Origin of the sequence: Enterobacter sp. JH25, assembly GCF_021725435.1 — a bacterium.
Classification (GTDB): Bacteria; Pseudomonadota; Gammaproteobacteria; order Enterobacterales; family Enterobacteriaceae; genus Enterobacter; species Enterobacter intestinihominis.
Genome location: NZ_CP091319.1, coordinates 520,068 through 537,888, shown reverse-complemented (window position 1 = coordinate 537,888; position 17,821 = coordinate 520,068). Strand labels below are relative to the sequence as shown.

The following is a 17,821-nucleotide window of genomic DNA, read 5'->3' as shown; positions in this document are numbered from 1 at the left end:
AACCACATAAGTTTCTGTCTATGAAGAGAGTGCTGATAACTGAAATCTTAGATGAGGGAAGAATGAAAGGAAATTCCGGGGAAGAAAAATATTTACGCCCTCCCCTTGACAATTAACATTATGATTTACAACTAGAAAGAGCCGAGTTCAGAAATCGGTATGTTGAGGAGATGGCTGTTTTTGCTAATAAAGTATTCGAGACTACGGGTTGTTTCTCCATTCAATGACTTCTCTGCAACAGGCCTGTCTGTATCTTTAATGTGATCTTCTCCTCTGATCTCACTTGTAAAGTCGGGATACAAGACACGAGACAAGACCATATTTGAGATTTTTACTTTTTTAAATTTTGCCCAAATCAATAGATCCATCATTGGGATAATATTGTAATCGACAAGTTTTCTTATCTTTGCCAGTCCAATTTTTTCTGTTTTTACTGGCTCAATTTCATAATCTTTCCTGAGAATGGGTAGCATCGTTTGTAAGGCTGTTATAATTTCTTCATCGCTAGACATTCCTAAATCAAATGAAACATACATCTTGCTGCTATTTTGGTTAAGAAAAAAGTCTCTCATAGTTTTTGTTATTGGTTTATTTTTCAACTCTTTTTTGAAATCACCATTTTCTTCAAAAAAATCCATGCTAAACATTATTAACTTGTTCTCTAATTTTTTTATATCACCAAAGCTAACCTGAGCAACATGTCTTTGTCCCTTGCCAAAATGGCCATGATTATTATCTTGTCTGCTTAAAATAGGATTACCTTCAAGGATAGACCTTAAATTTTGATTATCATCTTCCCATCCAAAATTTACACTGTCGAAAATCGCTTCTCTAAAGGCAAGCTCGGTATGCAGTTCTTTGATTGTAAGTGATTTTAACTGCTCATAGCTTTCGAGACTAAACCAGATTTTTAATTCTTCATAAGGGCTTACTACTTTCATTAATCCCTCCTCTGTATTCGAAGCTTGAATGAGTTAACACTGCTTATTTGAATTAATTCTCCCTTAACAAGGTTGATAAGGGAGAACGATTAATTAACTACTTATTCATAGTTAAGTATTTTTAAAATCAAATGGTGAAACTTGTCGTATTCTAAGGAGGTCAAGGTAATCGGCCCACCACTGCAACATAAGCTTTCTCTCATCAAGGTGCTCTGCTTTATGTATGTAGGCAGCACGAACTGAGTTCCGCTCCTGATGGCTCATTTGCCGTTCAACAGCATCTTTCGACCACAAGCCGGATTCAATCAAGGCACTACAAGCCATAGCCCTGAATCCATGTCCACAGACCTCCACGGTTGTGTCATAGCCCATAGACCTCAAAGCCTTGTTTACCGTATTTTCACTCATAGGCTTTCTGAAATCATGGTCGCCAATGAACACAAGTTCATGGTCACCGCTGATCTCTTTAATTTCCATCAACACAGCCAATGCCTGACAACTCAAAGGAACAAGGTGTGGAGTTCGCATTTTCGAACCACGGTGCGAATGTTTCACTCCGGGTAATGGCTCTCGCTCTGCAGGAATAGTCCACATAGCATTCTCTAAATCGATTTCCGACCATCTTGCGAATCTGAGTTCACTGGAACGAATGAAAATGAGCAATGTCAGCTTTACGGCTAACTTCGTGAGTTTTCTACCCTTGAAACTATCAATTCGTTCTAAAAGTTCTGAGAATCGTTCGAATGGCAAAGCTGGCCTGTGGACTCTTTTAGCTACCGCAATAGCTCCTGCCATCTCCTGGGCAGGGTTGTAATCTATCAGACCATTCTGGACAGCATATCTCATTACTGCCGTTGTTCTTTGCTGTAATCGGGAAGCAACTTCCAGTCGCCCAGAAGCTTCAACAGCTTTGATAGGGGCAAGAAGATCTCTGGTATTAAGTTCGGATATTTTTCTTTTACCAATAGCAGTAAAGAGACCATCTTCCATGCTTTTTAGAACTCTTTCGCTGTGGGAATCTGACCATTTCCTTTTACAGGCAGTATGCCAGTCTCTCGCAACAGCTTCGAATGTCAGGGCTTCGCTTTGCTCAATCTTATCTGCTTTTTTCTTCTCTGAAGGGTCGATACCATCAGATACCAACTTTTTGGCTTCATCTCGCTTCCTGCGGGCTTCACCAAGAGAGACCATTGGATAAACACCTAATGCTAAAACTTTCTGCTTGCCCCCGAAACGGTATTGGAGTCGCCAGTATTTTGAACCATTGGGGTTGATCAGCAGGTGCATACCCTGCCCATCTGTAAGTTTGAAGGGTTTGTCGGAAGGCTTAGTAGTCCTAACTTTGATATCGGTAAGGGCCATCAGTTGATACCTCCAGTGTTGGTACCAAAATCAATCGAACTGGGAATACCATCAGTTATACCATCATCAGTTGGTATATGTTCAAGGAATTGAGTAGACGTTGAGAGACTAAGAAAAGCCAGAAACCTGCTTAACTTACTGTTTTTATGGACTAAAGTAGACGTTAGTAGACTTGAAAAAAGCTTTGTATGGTGCCGAAGGCCGGACTCGAACCGGCACGTATTTCTACGGTTGATTTTGAATCAACTGCGTCTACCGATTTCGCCACTTCGGCACTGAAGGGGAGGGGATGCGGAAACGTTGTGGATTATACCTGTCGCGCGCCGCCATGCAAGCGACGACGCGCTAAACCCGCGCTAAGTGCCCAAAAAACCAGCGCCCTTCGTCACTCCAGCTCAGTCACCGCCAGCCGAATCACCCCTGCCGCCTTCTGCTCCGGCAGCGCCAGCACCTTGGCCCACATCTCCTGCACCATATCGCAGGAGAGCTTCTCTTTGCCCGCCGCCTTCTCCGGCATCTGCAGCAGTTGGATGTCCTCGCCGTACTGATCGGCAAGTTGCTTCATAATCGGTCGGACATCCTCGACGGCCGCCTCACGCTCGGCCTGGGTCACGGTGTGGCGGTTTTTGCCGTAGGCCGCGCGCATCATGTCCGCATCGGCCTGCATGCGCCGCGCCATCAAATCTTTATCCAGCATGCGCATCGGGTTGATGCCGCCCTTCACCATCGGGTAGAGGAAGCGGAAGCAGGCGTCGTCGCTCACCTTCTGGATGGCGGCGGTCTGCTCCATGTTGATGGTCATGTAGTTCACCACGTTGGCGTCCGGGGCGTTTTGCAGGCGCGACATCTGCAGATGCAGGATCTGCGGCTGGATGGTGTCGATAATCTGCTGCTCCGGCTCGCCCGCTTTTTGCAGGGCGGCCATCTGGTCGAGGATGCGCTGATGCAGCGCGGGCTCCTGCTCCTTAATCACCTGCCAGGCGGGCATCTCGTTGAGGGCGTTATCCATCTGCCGTTCCGGAGCGCGCTGCCTGTCGAAAAACACCCAGAACGCCACGGAGGCAGCCGCAATGACGATAATCACAATACGGGTCCACTTTTTATTCATCTCGCATCCTTATCCTTGAGTTATGCCGGGTTACACCGGCACGCCGCTGTGGAAGCGAAACTCGTGGTCCGGTGTCGAGATAAGTGTGGCTTCAATTTCGCCAAAAAGCTGTATGCGCGGTGAGATATCGTCGTCGCTCACCTGCTGAGCCAGCGTCAGGTAGTCCTGATAATGGCGCGCTTCCGAGCGCAGCAGCGAGAGATAGAACTTTTGTAAGTCGTCGTCGAGGAACGGGGCCAGCGCGGCGAAGCGTTCGCAGGAGCGGGCTTCGATGTAGGCGCCGCAGATGAGCTTGTCGATCAGCGTCAGCGGTTCGTGGGTGCGCACTTCCTTAAGCATCCCTTTGGCATAGCGGCTGGCGGTGATTTTGACGTAGGGAATGTCGCGGGCCAGCATCGCCTCGCGCACCTGCCAGAAGTGGTGCAGCTCCTCTTTAATCAGCAGCACCATGCTGTCGATGAGCGCCTGTCCCCACGGGTCGTCGGTTTTGGGCATCACGCTTTTGCCAATCTGCCTGTGCAGGGCGATGAAGTCCGGCTCCGGGCCGTCGCGGAAGGTGAACTGTTCGTAGGGTTTGAGCCAGTCGAGCAGCGCGTCGGCACCGCTTTCGTCGGCGACGTATTTACGCACCAGCAGCAGCGCGGTCTGGGCGGCCTTGAGCTCGCACACCATGTGGTCGGTGAGCAGCAGCGGCAGGTTCGCCGGGTCGCGGGCTTTATCAATCCATGCTTGCGGGGTCGGGCACTGGAGGAAGTTGAGTACGGGGGCGAGTATCTGCGGGTAATCCATGGTTCTGCCTTGAAAAAGCGGTGGCGTGCGCCACCGCCTGAAACGCTTAGTGACGCACGCCGTCGTCGTCTTCGTCGACGTAATCTTCGTCGTCGCCTTCTTCGCCGTCTTCACCGTTCGGATCTTCGAAGTAGGTTCCCCAGCCGTCGTATTCCACTTCAAACTTCTCGGCCAGGTTCATCAGCTGTTCTACCTGCGCGTCGATCAGCTCCGCCTTCAGCGCGCCTTCGCTCAGGATATCGCAGCAGATGACGGTGTCGCCCTCTTCCACTTCCAGCTCTTCCGGCTCGGTCACTTCGTAACCCAGCTTGAAGGCTTCCACGGCCATTTTTTCCAGCGCTTCAAAGTCGTCCGCAGAGAAATGGTGTTCGATGGTGTACAGCGCGTCCGGATCGCTACCGTCTTCCAGCAGTTCTTCAATAATCAGACGCGTCTCTTCGCGTTGCTCTTCCAGTAATTCCGGGTTTGCCATGGGTCAATCCTCTTTAAAGTGCGGCAGATACTTCTATTTTCACACACGGACGGGTTTGCCTCCACCTTTGTTGGAAAGATTTGTGAAACGGGGTTGCAAATGAATAATTACACATATAAAGTGAATTTTAATTCAATAAGTGGCGTTCGCCATGCGAGGATAAAATGTCTGATCTGTACAAGAAACACTTTCTGAAATTGCTCGACTTTACCCCTGCACAGTTCACTTCTCTGCTGACTCTTGCCGCACAGCTCAAAGCCGATAAAAAAAATGGCAAGGAAGTACAAAAGCTTACTGGAAAAAACATCGCGCTCATCTTCGAAAAAGACTCAACCCGTACACGTTGCTCTTTCGAAGTTGCCGCATTTGACCAGGGCGCGCGCGTTACCTATTTAGGGCCGAGCGGCAGCCAGATTGGGCATAAAGAGTCAATTAAGGATACCGCACGCGTGCTCGGGCGGATGTACGATGGCATTCAGTATCGCGGTCACGGCCAGGAAGTCGTCGAAACGCTGGCGCAGTATGCGGGCGTGCCGGTGTGGAACGGGCTGACCAACGAGTTCCACCCGACGCAGCTGCTGGCGGACCTGCTGACCATGCAGGAGCACCTGCCGGGCAAGGCGTTTAACGAGATGACGCTGGTCTACGCGGGCGACGCGCGCAACAACATGGGCAACTCGATGCTGGAGGCGGCGGCACTGACCGGGCTGGATCTGCGTCTGGTGGCACCGAAAGCCTGCTGGCCGGAAGAGAGCCTGGTGGCGGAGTGCATTGCGCTAGCGGAAAAGCACGGCGGGAAAATCACCCTGACGGAAGACGTGGCGGCGGGCGTGAAGGGCGCGGACTTTATCTATACCGACGTGTGGGTGTCGATGGGCGAAGCCAAAGAGAAGTGGGCGGAGCGGATTGCGCTGCTGAGGGGGTATCAGGTGAACGCGCAAATGATGGCGCTGACCGGCAACCCGAACGTGAAGTTCCTGCACTGTCTGCCCGCGTTCCATGACGACCAGACCACGCTTGGCAAGCAGATGGCGAAGGAGTTCGACCTGCACGGCGGGATGGAAGTGACGGACGAGGTGTTTGAGTCGGCGGCGAGTATCGTCTTCGACCAGGCGGAAAACCGGATGCATACGATTAAGGCGGTGATGGTGGCGACGCTTGGGGAGTGATTGACTCCTCTGCGGTCTGGTGCCCTCACCCCGGCCCTCTCCCACAGGGAGAGGGAGAACACCCAGCCCGTAGGCCCGTGCAAGCGCAGCGCCGCCGGGCGAATCAGGCGACGATGCGGCCTGATGCCCTCACCCCGGCCCTCTCCCACGGGGAGAGGGAGAACACCCAGCCCGTAGGCCCGTGCAAGCGCAGCGCCGCCGGGCGAATCAGGCGACGATGCGGCCTGGTGCCCTCACCCCGGCCCTCTCCCACAGGGAGAGGGAGAAAACACAACCCGTAGGCCCGTGCAAGCGTAGCGCCGCCGGGCGAATCAGGCAACGCTGCGGCCTGATGCCCTCACCCCGTCCCTCTCCCACGGGGAGAGGGAGCAAACCGGCGCCATTTCATTGATTTTTCACCCTGAAAAAGGTACGTTTTCGCCTTCATTCCAGCGTGGACATGCCACTATTATGCCGATTATTCAGTCTGTTGAACGTGCGTTGCAGATCCTCGACCTGTTCAACGAGCAGGCCACCGAGCTTAAGATCACCGACATCAGCAAACTGATGGGGCTGAGCAAGAGTACCCTCCACTCGCTGCTGAAAACCCTCCAGCTTCACGGCTATATCGATCAGAACCCGGAGAACGGCAAATATCGCCTCGGCATGAAGCTGGTTGAGCGCGGTCATTTCGTCGTGGGCTCCATCGATATTCGCCAGAAGGCGAAAGGTTGGCTGACGGAGCTGTCCCAGCGGACCGGGCAGACCACCCATCTGGGGATCCTGGACGGTCGTGAAGGGGTCTATATCGAGAAGATTGAAGGCAAGCTGGCCGCCATAGCCTATTCGCGCATCGGCCGCCGCCTGCCGGTTCACGCAACCGCCATCGGCAAAGTGTTGATTGCCTGGCTGGGCGAGGCCGAGCTGAACGCCCTGCTGGAGGGCTATCAGTACACCACCTATACCCCTTCCACCCTCGCCTCTCGCGAAGCGTTAATGACTGCCCTGACGCAGACCCGCGAACAAGGCTACGCCCTGGACAGCGAAGAGAACGAGCAGGGCGTGCGCTGCGTGGCGGTGCCGGTGTGGAACCACGAATCCCGCGTGATTGCCGCCCTGAGCCTGTCGACCTTGACCTCGCGCGTGGACGACGCCGAGCTGGCTAATTTCCGCGAGCAGCTTCAGCAGGCCGGGCTCGAGCTCTCACGCGCACTGGGCTATGCCGGCTCGTAGGTGAAGTAGTCGAAGTCCGCGTGGCAGCCGTCGCCGCTGATGTCCTCGCAGTGCAGCCCCACAAACGCGCCGGTAAAGAAGCCGCGCCCGCCGATGTAGTCATCCGACAGCTTCCACGCTTCATAGGTGACCGGCACGGCGTGCCACGTCTCGCCGTCGAACGAGTAGCTGTAGCGGTAGACCAGCTTATCCACGTCCACCCGCAGCCAGACGCTCTCTGCATGTTCCGGCACCGGAATCGGCTGCTCGTGCAGCGGCCATGACGGCACGTTGTGGTCGAGCTGAATAACCTTGATGGTTCTCCCCTGTTCCTCCTCGTAGTCCACAAAGCAGTAGCTCCAGTTTTTGCTGTTGTAGTAGCAGGTCAGCCCCGCGCTCTGCTGGAAGTGAACCGGCGAGAACTGCATCCGCGTCTCCGCCCGGAAAGCGAAGTGCTGCCAGCGGCGCGCCACGGTCGACTGGGTGAAGGTCGAGTTGAGCGAGTCGTTGCCGTAGAGCCGTAAATAGCCCGGGCGCGCGGTGAGTGAGCCGAGAGTGTCGCCGAACGGAATGCGCAGGGTCTGCAATTCAGGGTCAAGCGTGCTGCCGTCGAAGTCCTCTCGCCAGCTACCCTGAGCGGCGCCAGGCTGCTCGGCCACCTGCGGGCCTTTCACGGTCAGCTGCGCGTGCCTGCCGCCTTCCACGTACGGCCAGCCGTCGCGCCATTCAATGCGGGCGATGCCGGTCTCGCGTCCCAGCGGGCAGTAGCCGCGTCCGCCGGAGGCCAGCAGCGGCACGCCGGGCAGACGCAGCGGGCGGCTGGTGAGGTAGGCCATATACCATTCTCCCGTATGGGTTTGCAGCAGCGAGCCGTGGCCGCTCTTCTGCAGCGGGTTCTCCGGCAGGTGCCAGCTGGTCATCATCGTTACGTCAGGGTGAAGCTCGTAGGGCCCGTCGATATTTTTGGAACGCAGCACCACGACGGCGTGCTCGTAGCTGGTGCCGCCCTCGGCAACCATCAGGTAGTACCAGCCCGCGTGGCGATAAAGATGCGCCCCTTCGGTGTAGCAGAGCGGCGTGCCGGTAAACAGCGTTTTGCGCTCGGGCGAGAGCGTGCCGGTCTGCGGATCAAACTCCTGCATCACGATAGTGTTGTGCGGGTTGCTGTGGTGGCGCGGCCCCCACGGGCGGTAGAGGTAGTATTTGCGGCCATCGTCGTCGTGGAACAGGGAGGGATCGAACCCGCCGTTGCCCATCGGGATCGGCTCGCTCCACGGCCCCTCAATGGACGGCGCGGTGACGAGGAAGTTACGGCCGTTTTTCCACGGCGAGTCGACAATCTTCACGTCGGTATAGAGCAGCCAGAATTTGCCGTCGGCGTAGCTCAGGCACGGTGCCCAGATGCCGCCGGAGTCCGGGTTGCCCTTCATGTCCAGCATCGACACGCGGTCCAGCGGGGTGCTGACCAGCGACCAGTTTTTCAGATCGCGGGAGTGGTAGATGCGCACGCCCGGGAACCACTCGAAGGTCGAGGTGGCGATGTAGTAGTCCTCGCCCTGACGGCACAGGGACGGGTCCGGGTTGAAGCCGGTGAGTATCGGGTTAGTGATTTCCATAATGCCTCCGGTTAATGGGATGCGGCTGTCGCAGCGTCGGGAACGGCCTCGCCCTGCGACGCGCGGTGCTTGATCAGCTGCTGGCTGATGGCCTCCACGCGGGTGTCGGTGAGCTTGTAGAACGACAGCATGATGAACATGCCCGCGTAGAGCACCACCGGCACCACGCAGAACAGAATTTTGATGGTGGTCAGCACCTCGACCGGCTGCACGCTGCTGCTGGCGGAGTAGTTGACGTACGCCAGGATCCAGCCCACCACCGCCCCACCAATCGCCAGGCCAATCTTCAGGCTGAACAGGTAGGTGGAGAACACCAGCCCGTCGAGGCGGCGACCGCTACGGCTCTCCTCGTAATCCACCACGTCAGAGGCCATCAGCCACTGCAGCGGCGTGGTGGTGTTAAAGACGAACAGGAACAGAATGTTGAGGGCAAAAATCAGCGCGATGTGCTCCGCCGGGGTGACGAAAATCAGCAGGCTAATCAGCGAGTAAGCGACGATGATCCACTTGAAGGCGGTAACGCGGTCGAAGCGGCCCAGCAGGCGGGAGGAGCAGAGCGAGCCGAACATGGTGGCGAGGCTGCCGTAGAGTAAGAACTGGGTCGCCATCTCCGGGTGATCCATCACGTATTTCACGAAGTAGAGCGTCGCCCCGCCGCGCACCACGTTGGAGCAGGTCGCCATCATCTTGAAGGCACACATGATGCGCCACTGGCTGTTGCCCAGCAGCAGCTTAAGATCTTTCGCCACCGACGAGCCAGGCTGCACTTCAAAGGTGTAGCGCTCTTTGGTGGTAAAGAAGCAGACGTAGAGCAGCACCACGCCGCTCAGCCCCAGCACGCACATGGCGCCGAAATACCCCACCTGCTCGTTGCCTTTGCCAATGATGCTGACCAGCGGCAGCGCGATGCCGCTGATGGCGAGCGACCCCGCCGCCGCCAGGAAGAAGCGCCAGGACTGCAGGGCGTGACGCTCTTTCGGGTCGGCGGTAATGACGCCGGGCATGGCGCAGTACGGGACGTTAACGAAGGTGTAGACCAGAGTCAGCAGAATATAGGTCACGCAGGCGTAGATGATTTTGCCCTGCGCGGAGAAGTCCGGCGTGTAGAAGGTCAGCATGCAGACGATGCCGAACGGGATGGCGCCCCACAGCAGGAACGGGCGAAACTGGCCATGCCGCGTGCGGGTGCGGTCTACCAGCAGCCCCATCAGCGGGTCGGTCACGGCGTCGAGCACGCGGGAAACTAAAAACAGCGTCCCCATAATGCCCGCGGAGAGGCCGAAGACGTCGGTGTAGAAATAGGCCAGCAGGAACATCGTGGCCTGCCAGACGAAGCCGCAGGCGGTGTCACCCAGCCCGTAGCCAATTTTGTCTTTCATGGTTAATTGCGTCATCAGAATTACACCCTTATGTAGTGTGCTGAATTACAACATCGTGTTAATGGAGTGTAATGAGCTGTTCAATTAACCAGCAATGGTCATATCTTATTTCTGAATTACGTTATTTCGCTTTTGTGACGTCAACGATATATCGCAACTTATTGTTTAAATTAGTAAATTGCAGACACGTAAAAACCGCCCGCGGACTATTTTCCGCAGACGATTTTCTCTCACAAAATAATTAAATACCGAGCGCTTTTTTACCGGCGTTAATTACCTCAATGATTTTATCGGTGTCATAAATACAGCCTTTCCAGGTGCCGCCGCTCACGGACTGTAATGCCGCCCACAGCCGGGTATCGTCCGGCAAAAAGTCGTGAGCGTGCAGGTCCGGATGCACCTGCCGCCATGCCAGCTCGCGCGCGCCCTCTTCCGGCGTCAGCGGGTTGTCCGCGGTACCGATAAAGTTTACGCTGCCTGTTAATGTCAGGCGGTCCACCGCTATCTCAATGATGTCGTTATCGCGCAGCTTGCCTATCGGCCCGCCCGCCAGCGCCTCCGGCGACACGTGGCCGAAGCAGGCGCCCGTCGACACGCCCGAGAAGCGCGCATCGGTGATTAACGACACCGTTTTGCCCCACGAGATATGCTTCAGCGCGGAGGTGAGCTGGTAGGTCTCCTCCATGCCGGTGCCGGACGGTCCACCGCCGATCACCACCATGATATCGCCCTGCTCAATCTCTTCCCGCTTGATGGCCCTGATCGCCTGCGCCTCCGAGACAAACACCCGCACCCGGCCGGTGTGGCGGTAAACGCCATCTTCACCGACGACCGACGGGTCGATCGCCGTGGCCTTGATTACCGATCCTTCCGGCGCAATGTTGCCCGTCGGGAAGCAGACCGTCGAGGTCAGCCCTTTCGCTTTTGCTTTTTCCGGCGGCAGGATCACGTCATCCGGCTCCACGCCGTCCTGCTCGCGCAGGCACTGGCGGAAGCGCTTACGGCGCTCCGAGCTCTGCCACCAGTCGAGGTTCTCGCCCACCGTCTGGCCGGTTACGGTCATGGCATCCAGGTGCAGCAGGCCGAGATCGCGCAGGTGGAGCATGACTTCCGGCACGCCGCCCGCGAGGAACGCACGCACGGTCGGGTGATAGTCCGGGCCGTTGGGCAGCACGCTCACCAGGCGCGGCACCCTGCGGTTGACGCGCGTCCAGTGTTCAACGTCCGGGATCGTGCAGCCCGCCGCGTGTGCGATGGCCGGAATGTGCAGCAGTAAATTGGTGGAGCCGCCGAACGCTGCGTGGATCACCATCGCGTTTTCAATAGCTTTATCGGTAAGGATATCGCGCGTGGTAATGCCGCGGTTATCCAGCTCGCTCACCGCCCGCGCCGACTGGCGGGCGATCTCCAGCCACACCGCCTGTCCGGACGGGGCCAGCGCGGAGTGCGGCAACGCCAGACCCAGCGCTTCGGCGACCACCTGCGAGGTGCCCGCCGTGCCGAGGAACTGACACCCACCGCCCGGCGACGCGCAGGCGCGACAGCCCAGCTCGGCGGCCTCCTGCAGGGAGAGTTCATGGTTGGCGAAGCGCGCGCCGATGGTCTGCACCTTGCCCGCATCTTCCCCCACGGTCGGCGGCAGCGTCGCTCCGCCTGGCACCAGAATGGTCGGCAGGTCGTGCATCGCGGCCAGCGCAATCATGGTGGCGGGCAGCCCTTTATCGCAGGTTGCCACGCCGATCACCGCCCGCCGCGTCGGAAGAGAGCGGATAAGACGACGAAACACGATCGCCGCGTCGTTACGATACGGCAGGGAGTCGAACATGCCGTGCGTGCCCTGCGAGCGCCCGTCACACGGATCGCTGACGAAGGCCGCGAACGGGATCCCCCCGTTGCGTGTGATCTCCTTCGCTGCCGCCTGCATCTGCATGCCGATTTCCCAGTGGCCGGTGTGGTAGCCCAGCGCAACCGGGCGTCCGTCTCCGGCGCGGATGCCGCCCTGAGTACCGATAATCAGCACCTCTTTGCCGGTCAGCTTGTTGGCGTCCCAGCCCATCCCGGCGTTCTGCGTCATGCCGAACAGGTTGCCGCTGGGGGATTCCATCAGCATCTGCGGAGTCAGCGGCAGCGCGCCCTGCGGCCCCGCCGCGTGGGTGATCACCGCATAAAACGCGTCGTCCTGTGGGGTGAAAATTTTCTCAATGGTCATCGTTATCGTCCGGCTCAGCAGAGCTTGAGCTGTTGTAGCAGGGCTTTCAGCTGCGCCTTACGCGGCTCGTCCAGCGGCGAGGCTGGTGGCAGGACGTGCGTAGAAATTGGACGACCGCAGAGCACGATCGCCTCTTTAATGACGTTCACAAACGGCGTATCCAGCTGATACATCTGCGGGATTTGCAGCAGGGTCTGATGATACTCAGCCGCTTTCGCCACGTCTTTATCCCGCCAGGCTTTCAGAAGATTTACCGACATCTGCGGAGCAAAGTTACCGCTGGCCGAGATCGCCCCGTCACCGCCGAGCAGCAGGGTATTGAACAGATGATCGTCGTAGCCGCAGAGCACGGTGAAGTGTGGATGGGCCGCTTTAACGGTGTGGATCATGCTGCGCAGGTGGGCGACGGAGTCGATGGTGTCTTTGATGCCGACGATGTTACTGCGCGAGTCGGCGAGGGTTTTCACCAGCGCCGGGGTCAGATCCTGCCCGGTCAGCGCCGGGAAGTTATAGAGCATCACCGGCAGCGTGACGCTGTCGGCCACCTGTTCGAAATAGCGGATCAGGTTCGCTTCCGACACTTTCCAGTAGTAAGGGTTGATCACCACGATGCCGTCCGCGCCCGCCAACTGCGCGTGCTGGCTCAGCTCAATGGTTTCCCGGGCGTTGGTGCCGCCGGTGCCGATCAGGACCGGCACACGACGATCGACATGATCGATAGCAAAGCGGGCAATGGTTTTACGCTCTTCGGCGCTGAGCTGGGAGAACTCGCCGCCGCTGCCCAGGAAGAACAGGCCGTCAACGCCTGCCGCGATCAGATCGTCGATCAGCGCGGCGGTGCCCGGTTTATCGAGCTGGCCATCGGCGGTAAAAATGGTGGAGACAGGGGGAATGATACCCGTGAACAACGCGGACTGCGGCATGTGATCTCCTTGCTGAATCATTTTGTTCTACATTATAGAACAGTGTTCATTAATTTAACGATCATACTATGACGGAGAAAAAGCACAGGTAAATGGGAGATGAGGAGGGAGTGCGGGAAGTTGAAGCTGGATCACATATTGTCCGCTAACCCCTCACCCCGGCCCTCTCCCCAAAGGGGCGAGGGTGGTAAAGTCCCCTCTCCCCTTTGGGGAGAGGGTTAGGGTGAGGGGTAAGGGTTACTCCACCAGCATCTTAACAACCACTTTCCTGACCTTAGCAGGTGCACCCACCGCGCACAGCGGCTTATGCACTTCGCCCGGGTAAAACACCACGAAATCTCCTTCGCTCAGCACCACGGTTTTCTCCTGCTCGCCTTCCGGCAGGAACGCGATGTCTTTGTCCGCCAGCCAGTCGGTGTCCGGTGTGCCGTGCGGCAGGGTGCTGAAGGTCATCCCTTCCTGCCCCTTCAGCACAATCTGAATATCCAGGTAGCGTGCATGGTATTCAGCGCGACGCTCAGCGAACGGCTGGGTCATGTCCTCCGATACCAGATAAAACAGGCTGTTGCCGCTGATGTCGTGCTTGCCGGTCGGCGTCGCGTCGGTGACGTGGGCCTTGACGTGCTCAATGGCCTGGCGCAGCTCTTCTGGTAGCCAGGACTGGAGATGATGAATATTGCCAATAATCATGATACAACCCTCAAATTAAAACATTGTTTCATTTTTATCTTTTATACGAGAATCGCCTCTCCCATACCAGCCCTTTTTAGACAAGATTTGCGCCAGCGCATGTTTATCGGAAAATGTGTTAATTCACTGTTAATTACATAAAGGCATTTATGCAGTCGTTATGCATAACCTCATTTCATAAGCTTTACGCAACTTATCTAACTCGCTGAATTTAAAACGTAACTCACAAAACCTGTTGTTGCATCACACTTTATCACTTCGGTTATTTCCTTTAAAAATCCATAATTATTTATCGATTTCTCTTAAGTGAAAAATAGTTAACTGTCATTATTGCATAGCTATTCTCGAGGCAAAATTTTATTCATTAAAATCAACAGCATAACTAAATATTTCAAAGCATGTAATTCTACAAAACAATAACAACCTCAAATATTGCCACCCGTTCCTGCTTAGCTATTCATCCCGTAATAATATGAAATTAATCATTATCTGATACGAATCATGCAATTGAAAATAAACTGCTCAATATCGGTTTTCGCGTGAGCAGCGTCACAATAACCATTATTTAAGCGCCTACTATGAATCACGAAATCAATTGAGCTTAGCCGCCATGAAATTAAACACATCACATGGCGCATGCCCTTTTTATTCTGAAAAACAGTTAAAGGAATAATTATGGAAAAGCATTACGTCGGTTCTGAAATTGGTCAATTGCGTAGCGTTATGCTGCACCGTCCTAATTTAAGTCTTAAACGTTTAACGCCATCGAATTGTCAGGAGTTGTTATTTGATGACGTGCTCTCGGTTGAGCGGGCGGGAGAGGAGCATGATATCTTCGCAAACACGCTGCGCGAGCAGGGTGTGGAAGTCCTGCTATTGACCGACCTTCTTACGCAAACGATTGATATTGCGGAAGCAAAAGCCTGGCTTCTTGAAACACAAATCTCCGACTACCGCCTCGGCCCAGCCTTTGCCGGCGACGTCCGCGGCTGGCTGGCGGATATGCCGCACCGCGAACTGGCGCGCAGATTAAGCGGCGGATTAACCTACGGTGAAATTCCGGCGGCTATTAAAAATATGGTGGTCGATACCCACACGGCGAATGATTTTATTATGAAGCCGCTGCCGAACCACTTATTTACCCGCGATACCTCCTGCTGGATTTATAACGGCGTGTCCATTAATCCGATGGCGAAACCGGCCCGTCAGCGCGAAACCAATAATCTGCGCGCAATATATCGCTGGCACCCCGCATTTGCCGATGGCGAGTTTATTAAGTATTTCGGCGACGAGAATATTAATTACGACCACGCCACCCTGGAAGGCGGCGACGTATTAGTGATTGGCCGCGGGGCGGTATTGATCGGCATGTCAGAGCGCACGACGCCGCAGGGCGTGGAGTTCCTCGCCAACAGCTTGTTTAAACATCGTCAGGCCGAGCGCGTGATCGCCGTTGAGCTGCCGAAACATCGCTCCTGCATGCACCTCGACACCGTGATGACCCACATCGACGTGGACACCTTCTCCGTTTACCCGGAAGTGGTGCGCAAGGACGCTCAGTGCTGGACGCTCACCCCGGACGGACGCGGCGGCCTGCTGCGTACCCAGGAAACCGACCTGCTGCACGCCATCGAGAAAGCCCTTGGCATTAACCAGGTGCGCCTGATCACCACCGGCGGCGATGCCTTTGAAGCCGAACGCGAGCAGTGGAACGACGCCAACAACGTCCTGACCATCCGTCCGGGCGTGGTGATCGGCTACGAGCGCAACGTCTGGACCAACGAGAAATACGACAAGGCGGGCATCACCGTGCTGCCGATCCCGGGCGACGAGCTGGGGCGCGGTCGCGGCGGCGCACGCTGCATGAGCTGCCCACTGGAACGCGACGGAATTTAAAGGAGCCATCATGGAACGAAAACCCACTCTGGTTGTGGCCCTTGGCGGCAACGCGCTGCTCAAGCGCGGCGAGCCGCTGGAAGCGGACATCCAGCGTCAGAACATCGAGCAGGCCGCCCGCACCATCGCAGGCTTAACGGAGCAATGGCGCGTGGTGCTGGTGCACGGCAACGGCCCGCAGGTCGGGCTGCTGGCGCTGCAAAACAGCGCCTACGACAAAGTCACCCCCTACCCGCTGGACGTTCTTGGTGCAGAAAGCCAGGGAATGATCGGCTACATGCTCCAGCAGGCGCTGAAAAACAATCTGCCCCAGCGCGAGGTGAGCGTCCTGCTCACGCAGGTGGAAGTGGACGCCGCCGACCCGGCGTTCAGCAACCCGACCAAGTACATCGGCCCGGTCTACAGCGAAGCCCAGGCGAAAGCGCTGGCCGCGGAAAAAGGCTGGGTGTTCAAGGTCGACGGGGCCTATTTCCGCCGCGTTGTGCCCTCTCCGCAGCCGAAGCGCATCGTGGAGAGCGACGCCATTACGGCGCTTATTCAGCGCGACCACCTGGTCATCTGCAACGGCGGCGGCGGCGTGCCGGTGGTGGAAAACGCCAACGGTTATCGCGGCATTGAGGCGGTGATCGACAAAGACCTCTCCGCCGCTCTGCTGGCGCGGCAGATCGAGGCCGATGCCCTGCTGATCCTCACCGATGCCGACGCAGTGTACCTCGACTGGGGCAAGCCAACCCAGCGCCCGCTGGCGCAGGTCACGCCGGAACTGCTCAGAGGCATGCAGTTCGACGCCGGATCGATGGGGCCAAAAGTGGCCGCCTGCCGCGAGTTTGTTGAAGCCTGCAACGGCATTGCCGGGATCGGCGCGCTGGCCGACGGCGCGGAGATCCTGGCGGGCGAGAAAGGCACGTTGATTCGTAACTGAGCACCCATTTCCCCTCACCCTAACCCTCTCCCCAAAAGGGAGAGGGGACGATTACACCCTCTCCCCTTTGGGGAGAGGGCTGGGGTGAGGGGTAAGGTCTTAGACATTAATTTTAAAAAGGATTTACCCATGACCATCAACCTGAAAAACCGCAACTTCCTGAAACTGCTGGACTACACCCCGGCGGAGATCCAGTACCTGATCGACCTCGCCATCGAGCTGAAGGCGGCCAAAAAAGCCGGGCGCGAAAAGCAAACCCTGGTCGGGAAAAACATCGCCCTGATCTTTGAAAAAACATCCACCCGCACCCGCTGCGCCTTTGAAGTGGGCGCGTTCGACCAGGGCGCGCAGGTCACCTACCTCGGCCCAAGCGGCTCGCAGATTGGCCACAAAGAGTCGATGAAGGACACCGCGCGCGTGCTGGGCCGCATGTATGACGGCATCGAGTACCGCGGCTACGGCCAGGCCATCGTTGAGGAGCTGGGCGAATACGCGGAAGTGCCGGTGTGGAACGGCCTGACCGACGAGTTCCACCCCACACAAATCCTTGCCGACCTGATGACTATGCTGGAGCACTCTCCGGGCAAAACCCTGCCGGAGCTGAGCTTTGCCTACCTCGGCGACGCGCGCAACAACATGGGTAATTCGCTGATGGTCGGCGCAGCCAAAATGGGGATGGATATCCGCCTTGTGGCGCCGAAATCCTTCTGGCCGGAGGCCGGGCTGGTTGAGCAGTGCCGCGCCATCGCCAAAGAGACCGGCGCGCGCATCACCCTCACCGACGATGTGGAAGAAGGCGTGCAGGGCACCGATTTCCTCTACACCGACGTGTGGGTTTCCATGGGCGAGCCGAAGGAGGCGTGGGCCGAGCGCGTTAGCCTGATGAAGCCGTATCAGATTAATGCGGACGTGATGAAGGCCACCGGTAATCCGAACGTCAAGTTCATGCACTGCCTGCCGGCGTTCCACAACGAACATACCAAAGTGGGCCGCGAAATCGAGATGGCGTACGGCCTGAAGGGGCTGGAGGTGACGGAAGAGGTCTTTGAATCCCCGAACTCCATCGTCTTCGACGAAGCAGAGAACCGCATGCACACCATTAAAGCGGTCATGGTGGCGACACTCGGCGACTAATCACCGCCCGGCGCGCCGCG

16 protein-coding genes and 1 tRNA gene are annotated in these 17,821 nt (G+C 56.6%); 6 read left to right on the top strand and 11 right to left on the bottom strand.

Annotation, left to right across the window (positions count from 1 at the left end; genetic code table 11):
* Window positions 1-131: 131 nt before the first annotated feature.
* The 6 genes from L2Y28_RS02575 to rraB form a co-directional block, all read right to left on the bottom strand.
* Window positions 132-941 (bottom strand): DUF6387 family protein, encoded by an 810-nt coding sequence (locus L2Y28_RS02575; RefSeq protein WP_016239764.1) that lies wholly within the window; start codon window positions 939-941, stop codon window positions 132-134.
* A gap of 111 nt (window positions 942-1,052) precedes the next feature.
* Window positions 1,053-2,303 carry an integrase arm-type DNA-binding domain-containing protein gene (locus tag L2Y28_RS02570; protein ID WP_022646895.1) on the bottom strand — a complete coding sequence of 417 codons (1,251 nt, stop codon included), beginning with the start codon at window positions 2,301-2,303 and terminating at the stop codon, window positions 1,053-1,055.
* A 189-nt stretch (window positions 2,304-2,492) separates the two neighbouring features.
* Window positions 2,493-2,577, bottom strand: a tRNA-Leu gene (locus L2Y28_RS02565).
* A 111-nt stretch (window positions 2,578-2,688) separates the two neighbouring features.
* On the bottom strand, window positions 2,689-3,411 hold the full coding sequence (locus L2Y28_RS02560) for a hypothetical protein (protein ID WP_022646894.1): 723 nt from the start codon (window positions 3,409-3,411) through the stop codon (window positions 2,689-2,691).
* Window positions 3,412-3,441: 30 nt separating this feature from the next.
* Window positions 3,442-4,200 carry a tRNA isopentenyl-2-thiomethyl-A-37 hydroxylase MiaE gene (gene miaE, locus L2Y28_RS02555; RefSeq protein ID WP_022646893.1) on the bottom strand — a complete coding sequence of 253 codons (759 nt, stop codon included), beginning with the start codon at window positions 4,198-4,200 and terminating at the stop codon, window positions 3,442-3,444.
* Window positions 4,201-4,246: 46 nt separating this feature from the next.
* A complete protein-coding gene (gene rraB / locus L2Y28_RS02550; protein ID WP_017694625.1) occupies window positions 4,247-4,672 on the bottom strand; it encodes a ribonuclease E inhibitor RraB in 426 nt (141 codons plus the stop codon).
* Window positions 4,673-4,771: 99 nt separating this feature from the next.
* On the opposite strand from rraB, the gene L2Y28_RS02545 reads away from it, so the two are divergent.
* The 3 genes from L2Y28_RS02545 to xynR all read left to right on the top strand — a co-directional run bounded on the left by L2Y28_RS02545 (window position 4,772) and on the right by xynR (window position 7,053).
* A complete protein-coding gene (locus L2Y28_RS02545; protein WP_213083700.1) occupies window positions 4,772-4,867 on the top strand; it encodes a hypothetical protein in 96 nt (31 codons plus the stop codon).
* On the top strand, window positions 4,837-5,841 hold the full coding sequence (gene argF, locus L2Y28_RS02540; protein ID WP_022646892.1) for an ornithine carbamoyltransferase: 1,005 nt from the start codon (window positions 4,837-4,839) through the stop codon (window positions 5,839-5,841). Before L2Y28_RS02545 ends, argF (L2Y28_RS02540) begins: the two co-directional genes overlap by 31 nt.
* Window positions 5,842-6,291: 450 nt before the next feature.
* Window positions 6,292-7,053, top strand: coding sequence for a DNA-binding transcriptional repressor XynR (xynR, locus tag L2Y28_RS02535; protein ID WP_022646891.1), 762 nt, complete (start codon window positions 6,292-6,294; stop codon window positions 7,051-7,053).
* Here xynR and L2Y28_RS02530 read toward each other — a convergent pair.
* The 5 genes from L2Y28_RS02530 to L2Y28_RS02510 form a co-directional block, all read right to left on the bottom strand.
* Window positions 7,038-8,648 (bottom strand): glycoside hydrolase family 43 protein, encoded by a 1,611-nt coding sequence (locus tag L2Y28_RS02530; RefSeq protein WP_022646890.1) that lies wholly within the window; start codon window positions 8,646-8,648, stop codon window positions 7,038-7,040. The genes xynR and L2Y28_RS02530 overlap by 16 nt on opposite strands.
* A gap of 11 nt (window positions 8,649-8,659) precedes the next feature.
* Entirely contained in the window at window positions 8,660-10,042 is a 1,383-nt protein-coding gene (locus L2Y28_RS02525; protein WP_022646889.1) for an MFS transporter, read from the bottom strand.
* A 226-nt stretch (window positions 10,043-10,268) separates the two neighbouring features.
* Window positions 10,269-12,236 (bottom strand): xylonate dehydratase YagF, encoded by a 1,968-nt coding sequence (gene yagF / locus L2Y28_RS02520; protein WP_022646888.1) that lies wholly within the window; start codon window positions 12,234-12,236, stop codon window positions 10,269-10,271.
* 14 nt (window positions 12,237-12,250) lie between these two features.
* A complete protein-coding gene (gene yagE, locus L2Y28_RS02515; RefSeq protein WP_022646887.1) occupies window positions 12,251-13,159 on the bottom strand; it encodes a 2-keto-3-deoxygluconate aldolase in 909 nt (302 codons plus the stop codon).
* 237 nt (window positions 13,160-13,396) lie between these two features.
* Window positions 13,397-13,849, bottom strand: coding sequence for a YhcH/YjgK/YiaL family protein (locus L2Y28_RS02510; RefSeq protein WP_022646886.1), 453 nt, complete (start codon window positions 13,847-13,849; stop codon window positions 13,397-13,399).
* Window positions 13,850-14,524: 675 nt separating this feature from the next.
* Between L2Y28_RS02510 and arcA the strand changes: the two genes are divergently transcribed.
* The 3 genes from arcA (at window position 14,525) to argF (L2Y28_RS02495) (ending at window position 17,801) form a co-directional block, all read left to right on the top strand.
* Window positions 14,525-15,745, top strand: coding sequence for an arginine deiminase (arcA, locus tag L2Y28_RS02505; RefSeq protein WP_022646885.1), 1,221 nt, complete (start codon window positions 14,525-14,527; stop codon window positions 15,743-15,745).
* Window positions 15,746-15,755: 10 nt separating this feature from the next.
* Window positions 15,756-16,667, top strand: coding sequence for a carbamate kinase (arcC, locus tag L2Y28_RS02500; RefSeq protein WP_022646884.1), 912 nt, complete (start codon window positions 15,756-15,758; stop codon window positions 16,665-16,667).
* Between the two features lie 129 nt (window positions 16,668-16,796).
* Entirely contained in the window at window positions 16,797-17,801 is a 1,005-nt protein-coding gene (gene argF / locus L2Y28_RS02495; protein WP_023330109.1) for an ornithine carbamoyltransferase, read from the top strand.
* The last annotated feature ends 20 nt before the right edge of the window (window positions 17,802-17,821 follow it).

What these genes read in the sequence shown, in the direction of transcription:
- L2Y28_RS02525 (WP_022646889.1), bottom strand. Translation starts at nt 10,042, where the DNA reads ATGACGCAATTAACCATGAAAGACAAAATTGGCTACGGGCTGGGTGAC.
- xynR (WP_022646891.1), top strand. Translation starts at nt 6,292, where the DNA reads ATGCCGATTATTCAGTCTGTTGAACGTGCGTTGCAGATCCTCGACCTG.
- argF (WP_023330109.1), top strand. Translation starts at nt 16,797, where the DNA reads ATGACCATCAACCTGAAAAACCGCAACTTCCTGAAACTGCTGGACTAC.
- yagE (WP_022646887.1), bottom strand. Translation starts at nt 13,159, where the DNA reads ATGCCGCAGTCCGCGTTGTTCACGGGTATCATTCCCCCTGTCTCCACC.
- rraB (WP_017694625.1), bottom strand. Translation starts at nt 4,672, where the DNA reads ATGGCAAACCCGGAATTACTGGAAGAGCAACGCGAAGAGACGCGTCTG.
- L2Y28_RS02560 (WP_022646894.1), bottom strand. Translation starts at nt 3,411, where the DNA reads ATGAATAAAAAGTGGACCCGTATTGTGATTATCGTCATTGCGGCTGCC.
- argF (WP_022646892.1), top strand. Translation starts at nt 4,837, where the DNA reads ATGTCTGATCTGTACAAGAAACACTTTCTGAAATTGCTCGACTTTACC.
- arcA (WP_022646885.1), top strand. Translation starts at nt 14,525, where the DNA reads ATGGAAAAGCATTACGTCGGTTCTGAAATTGGTCAATTGCGTAGCGTT.
- arcC (WP_022646884.1), top strand. Translation starts at nt 15,756, where the DNA reads ATGGAACGAAAACCCACTCTGGTTGTGGCCCTTGGCGGCAACGCGCTG.
- L2Y28_RS02530 (WP_022646890.1), bottom strand. Translation starts at nt 8,648, where the DNA reads ATGGAAATCACTAACCCGATACTCACCGGCTTCAACCCGGACCCGTCC.
- L2Y28_RS02545 (WP_213083700.1), top strand. Translation starts at nt 4,772, where the DNA reads ATGAATAATTACACATATAAAGTGAATTTTAATTCAATAAGTGGCGTT.
- miaE (WP_022646893.1), bottom strand. Translation starts at nt 4,200, where the DNA reads ATGGATTACCCGCAGATACTCGCCCCCGTACTCAACTTCCTCCAGTGC.
- L2Y28_RS02510 (WP_022646886.1), bottom strand. Translation starts at nt 13,849, where the DNA reads ATGATTATTGGCAATATTCATCATCTCCAGTCCTGGCTACCAGAAGAG.
- yagF (WP_022646888.1), bottom strand. Translation starts at nt 12,236, where the DNA reads ATGACCATTGAGAAAATTTTCACCCCACAGGACGACGCGTTTTATGCG.
- L2Y28_RS02575 (WP_016239764.1), bottom strand. Translation starts at nt 941, where the DNA reads ATGAAAGTAGTAAGCCCTTATGAAGAATTAAAAATCTGGTTTAGTCTC.
- L2Y28_RS02570 (WP_022646895.1), bottom strand. Translation starts at nt 2,303, where the DNA reads ATGGCCCTTACCGATATCAAAGTTAGGACTACTAAGCCTTCCGACAAA.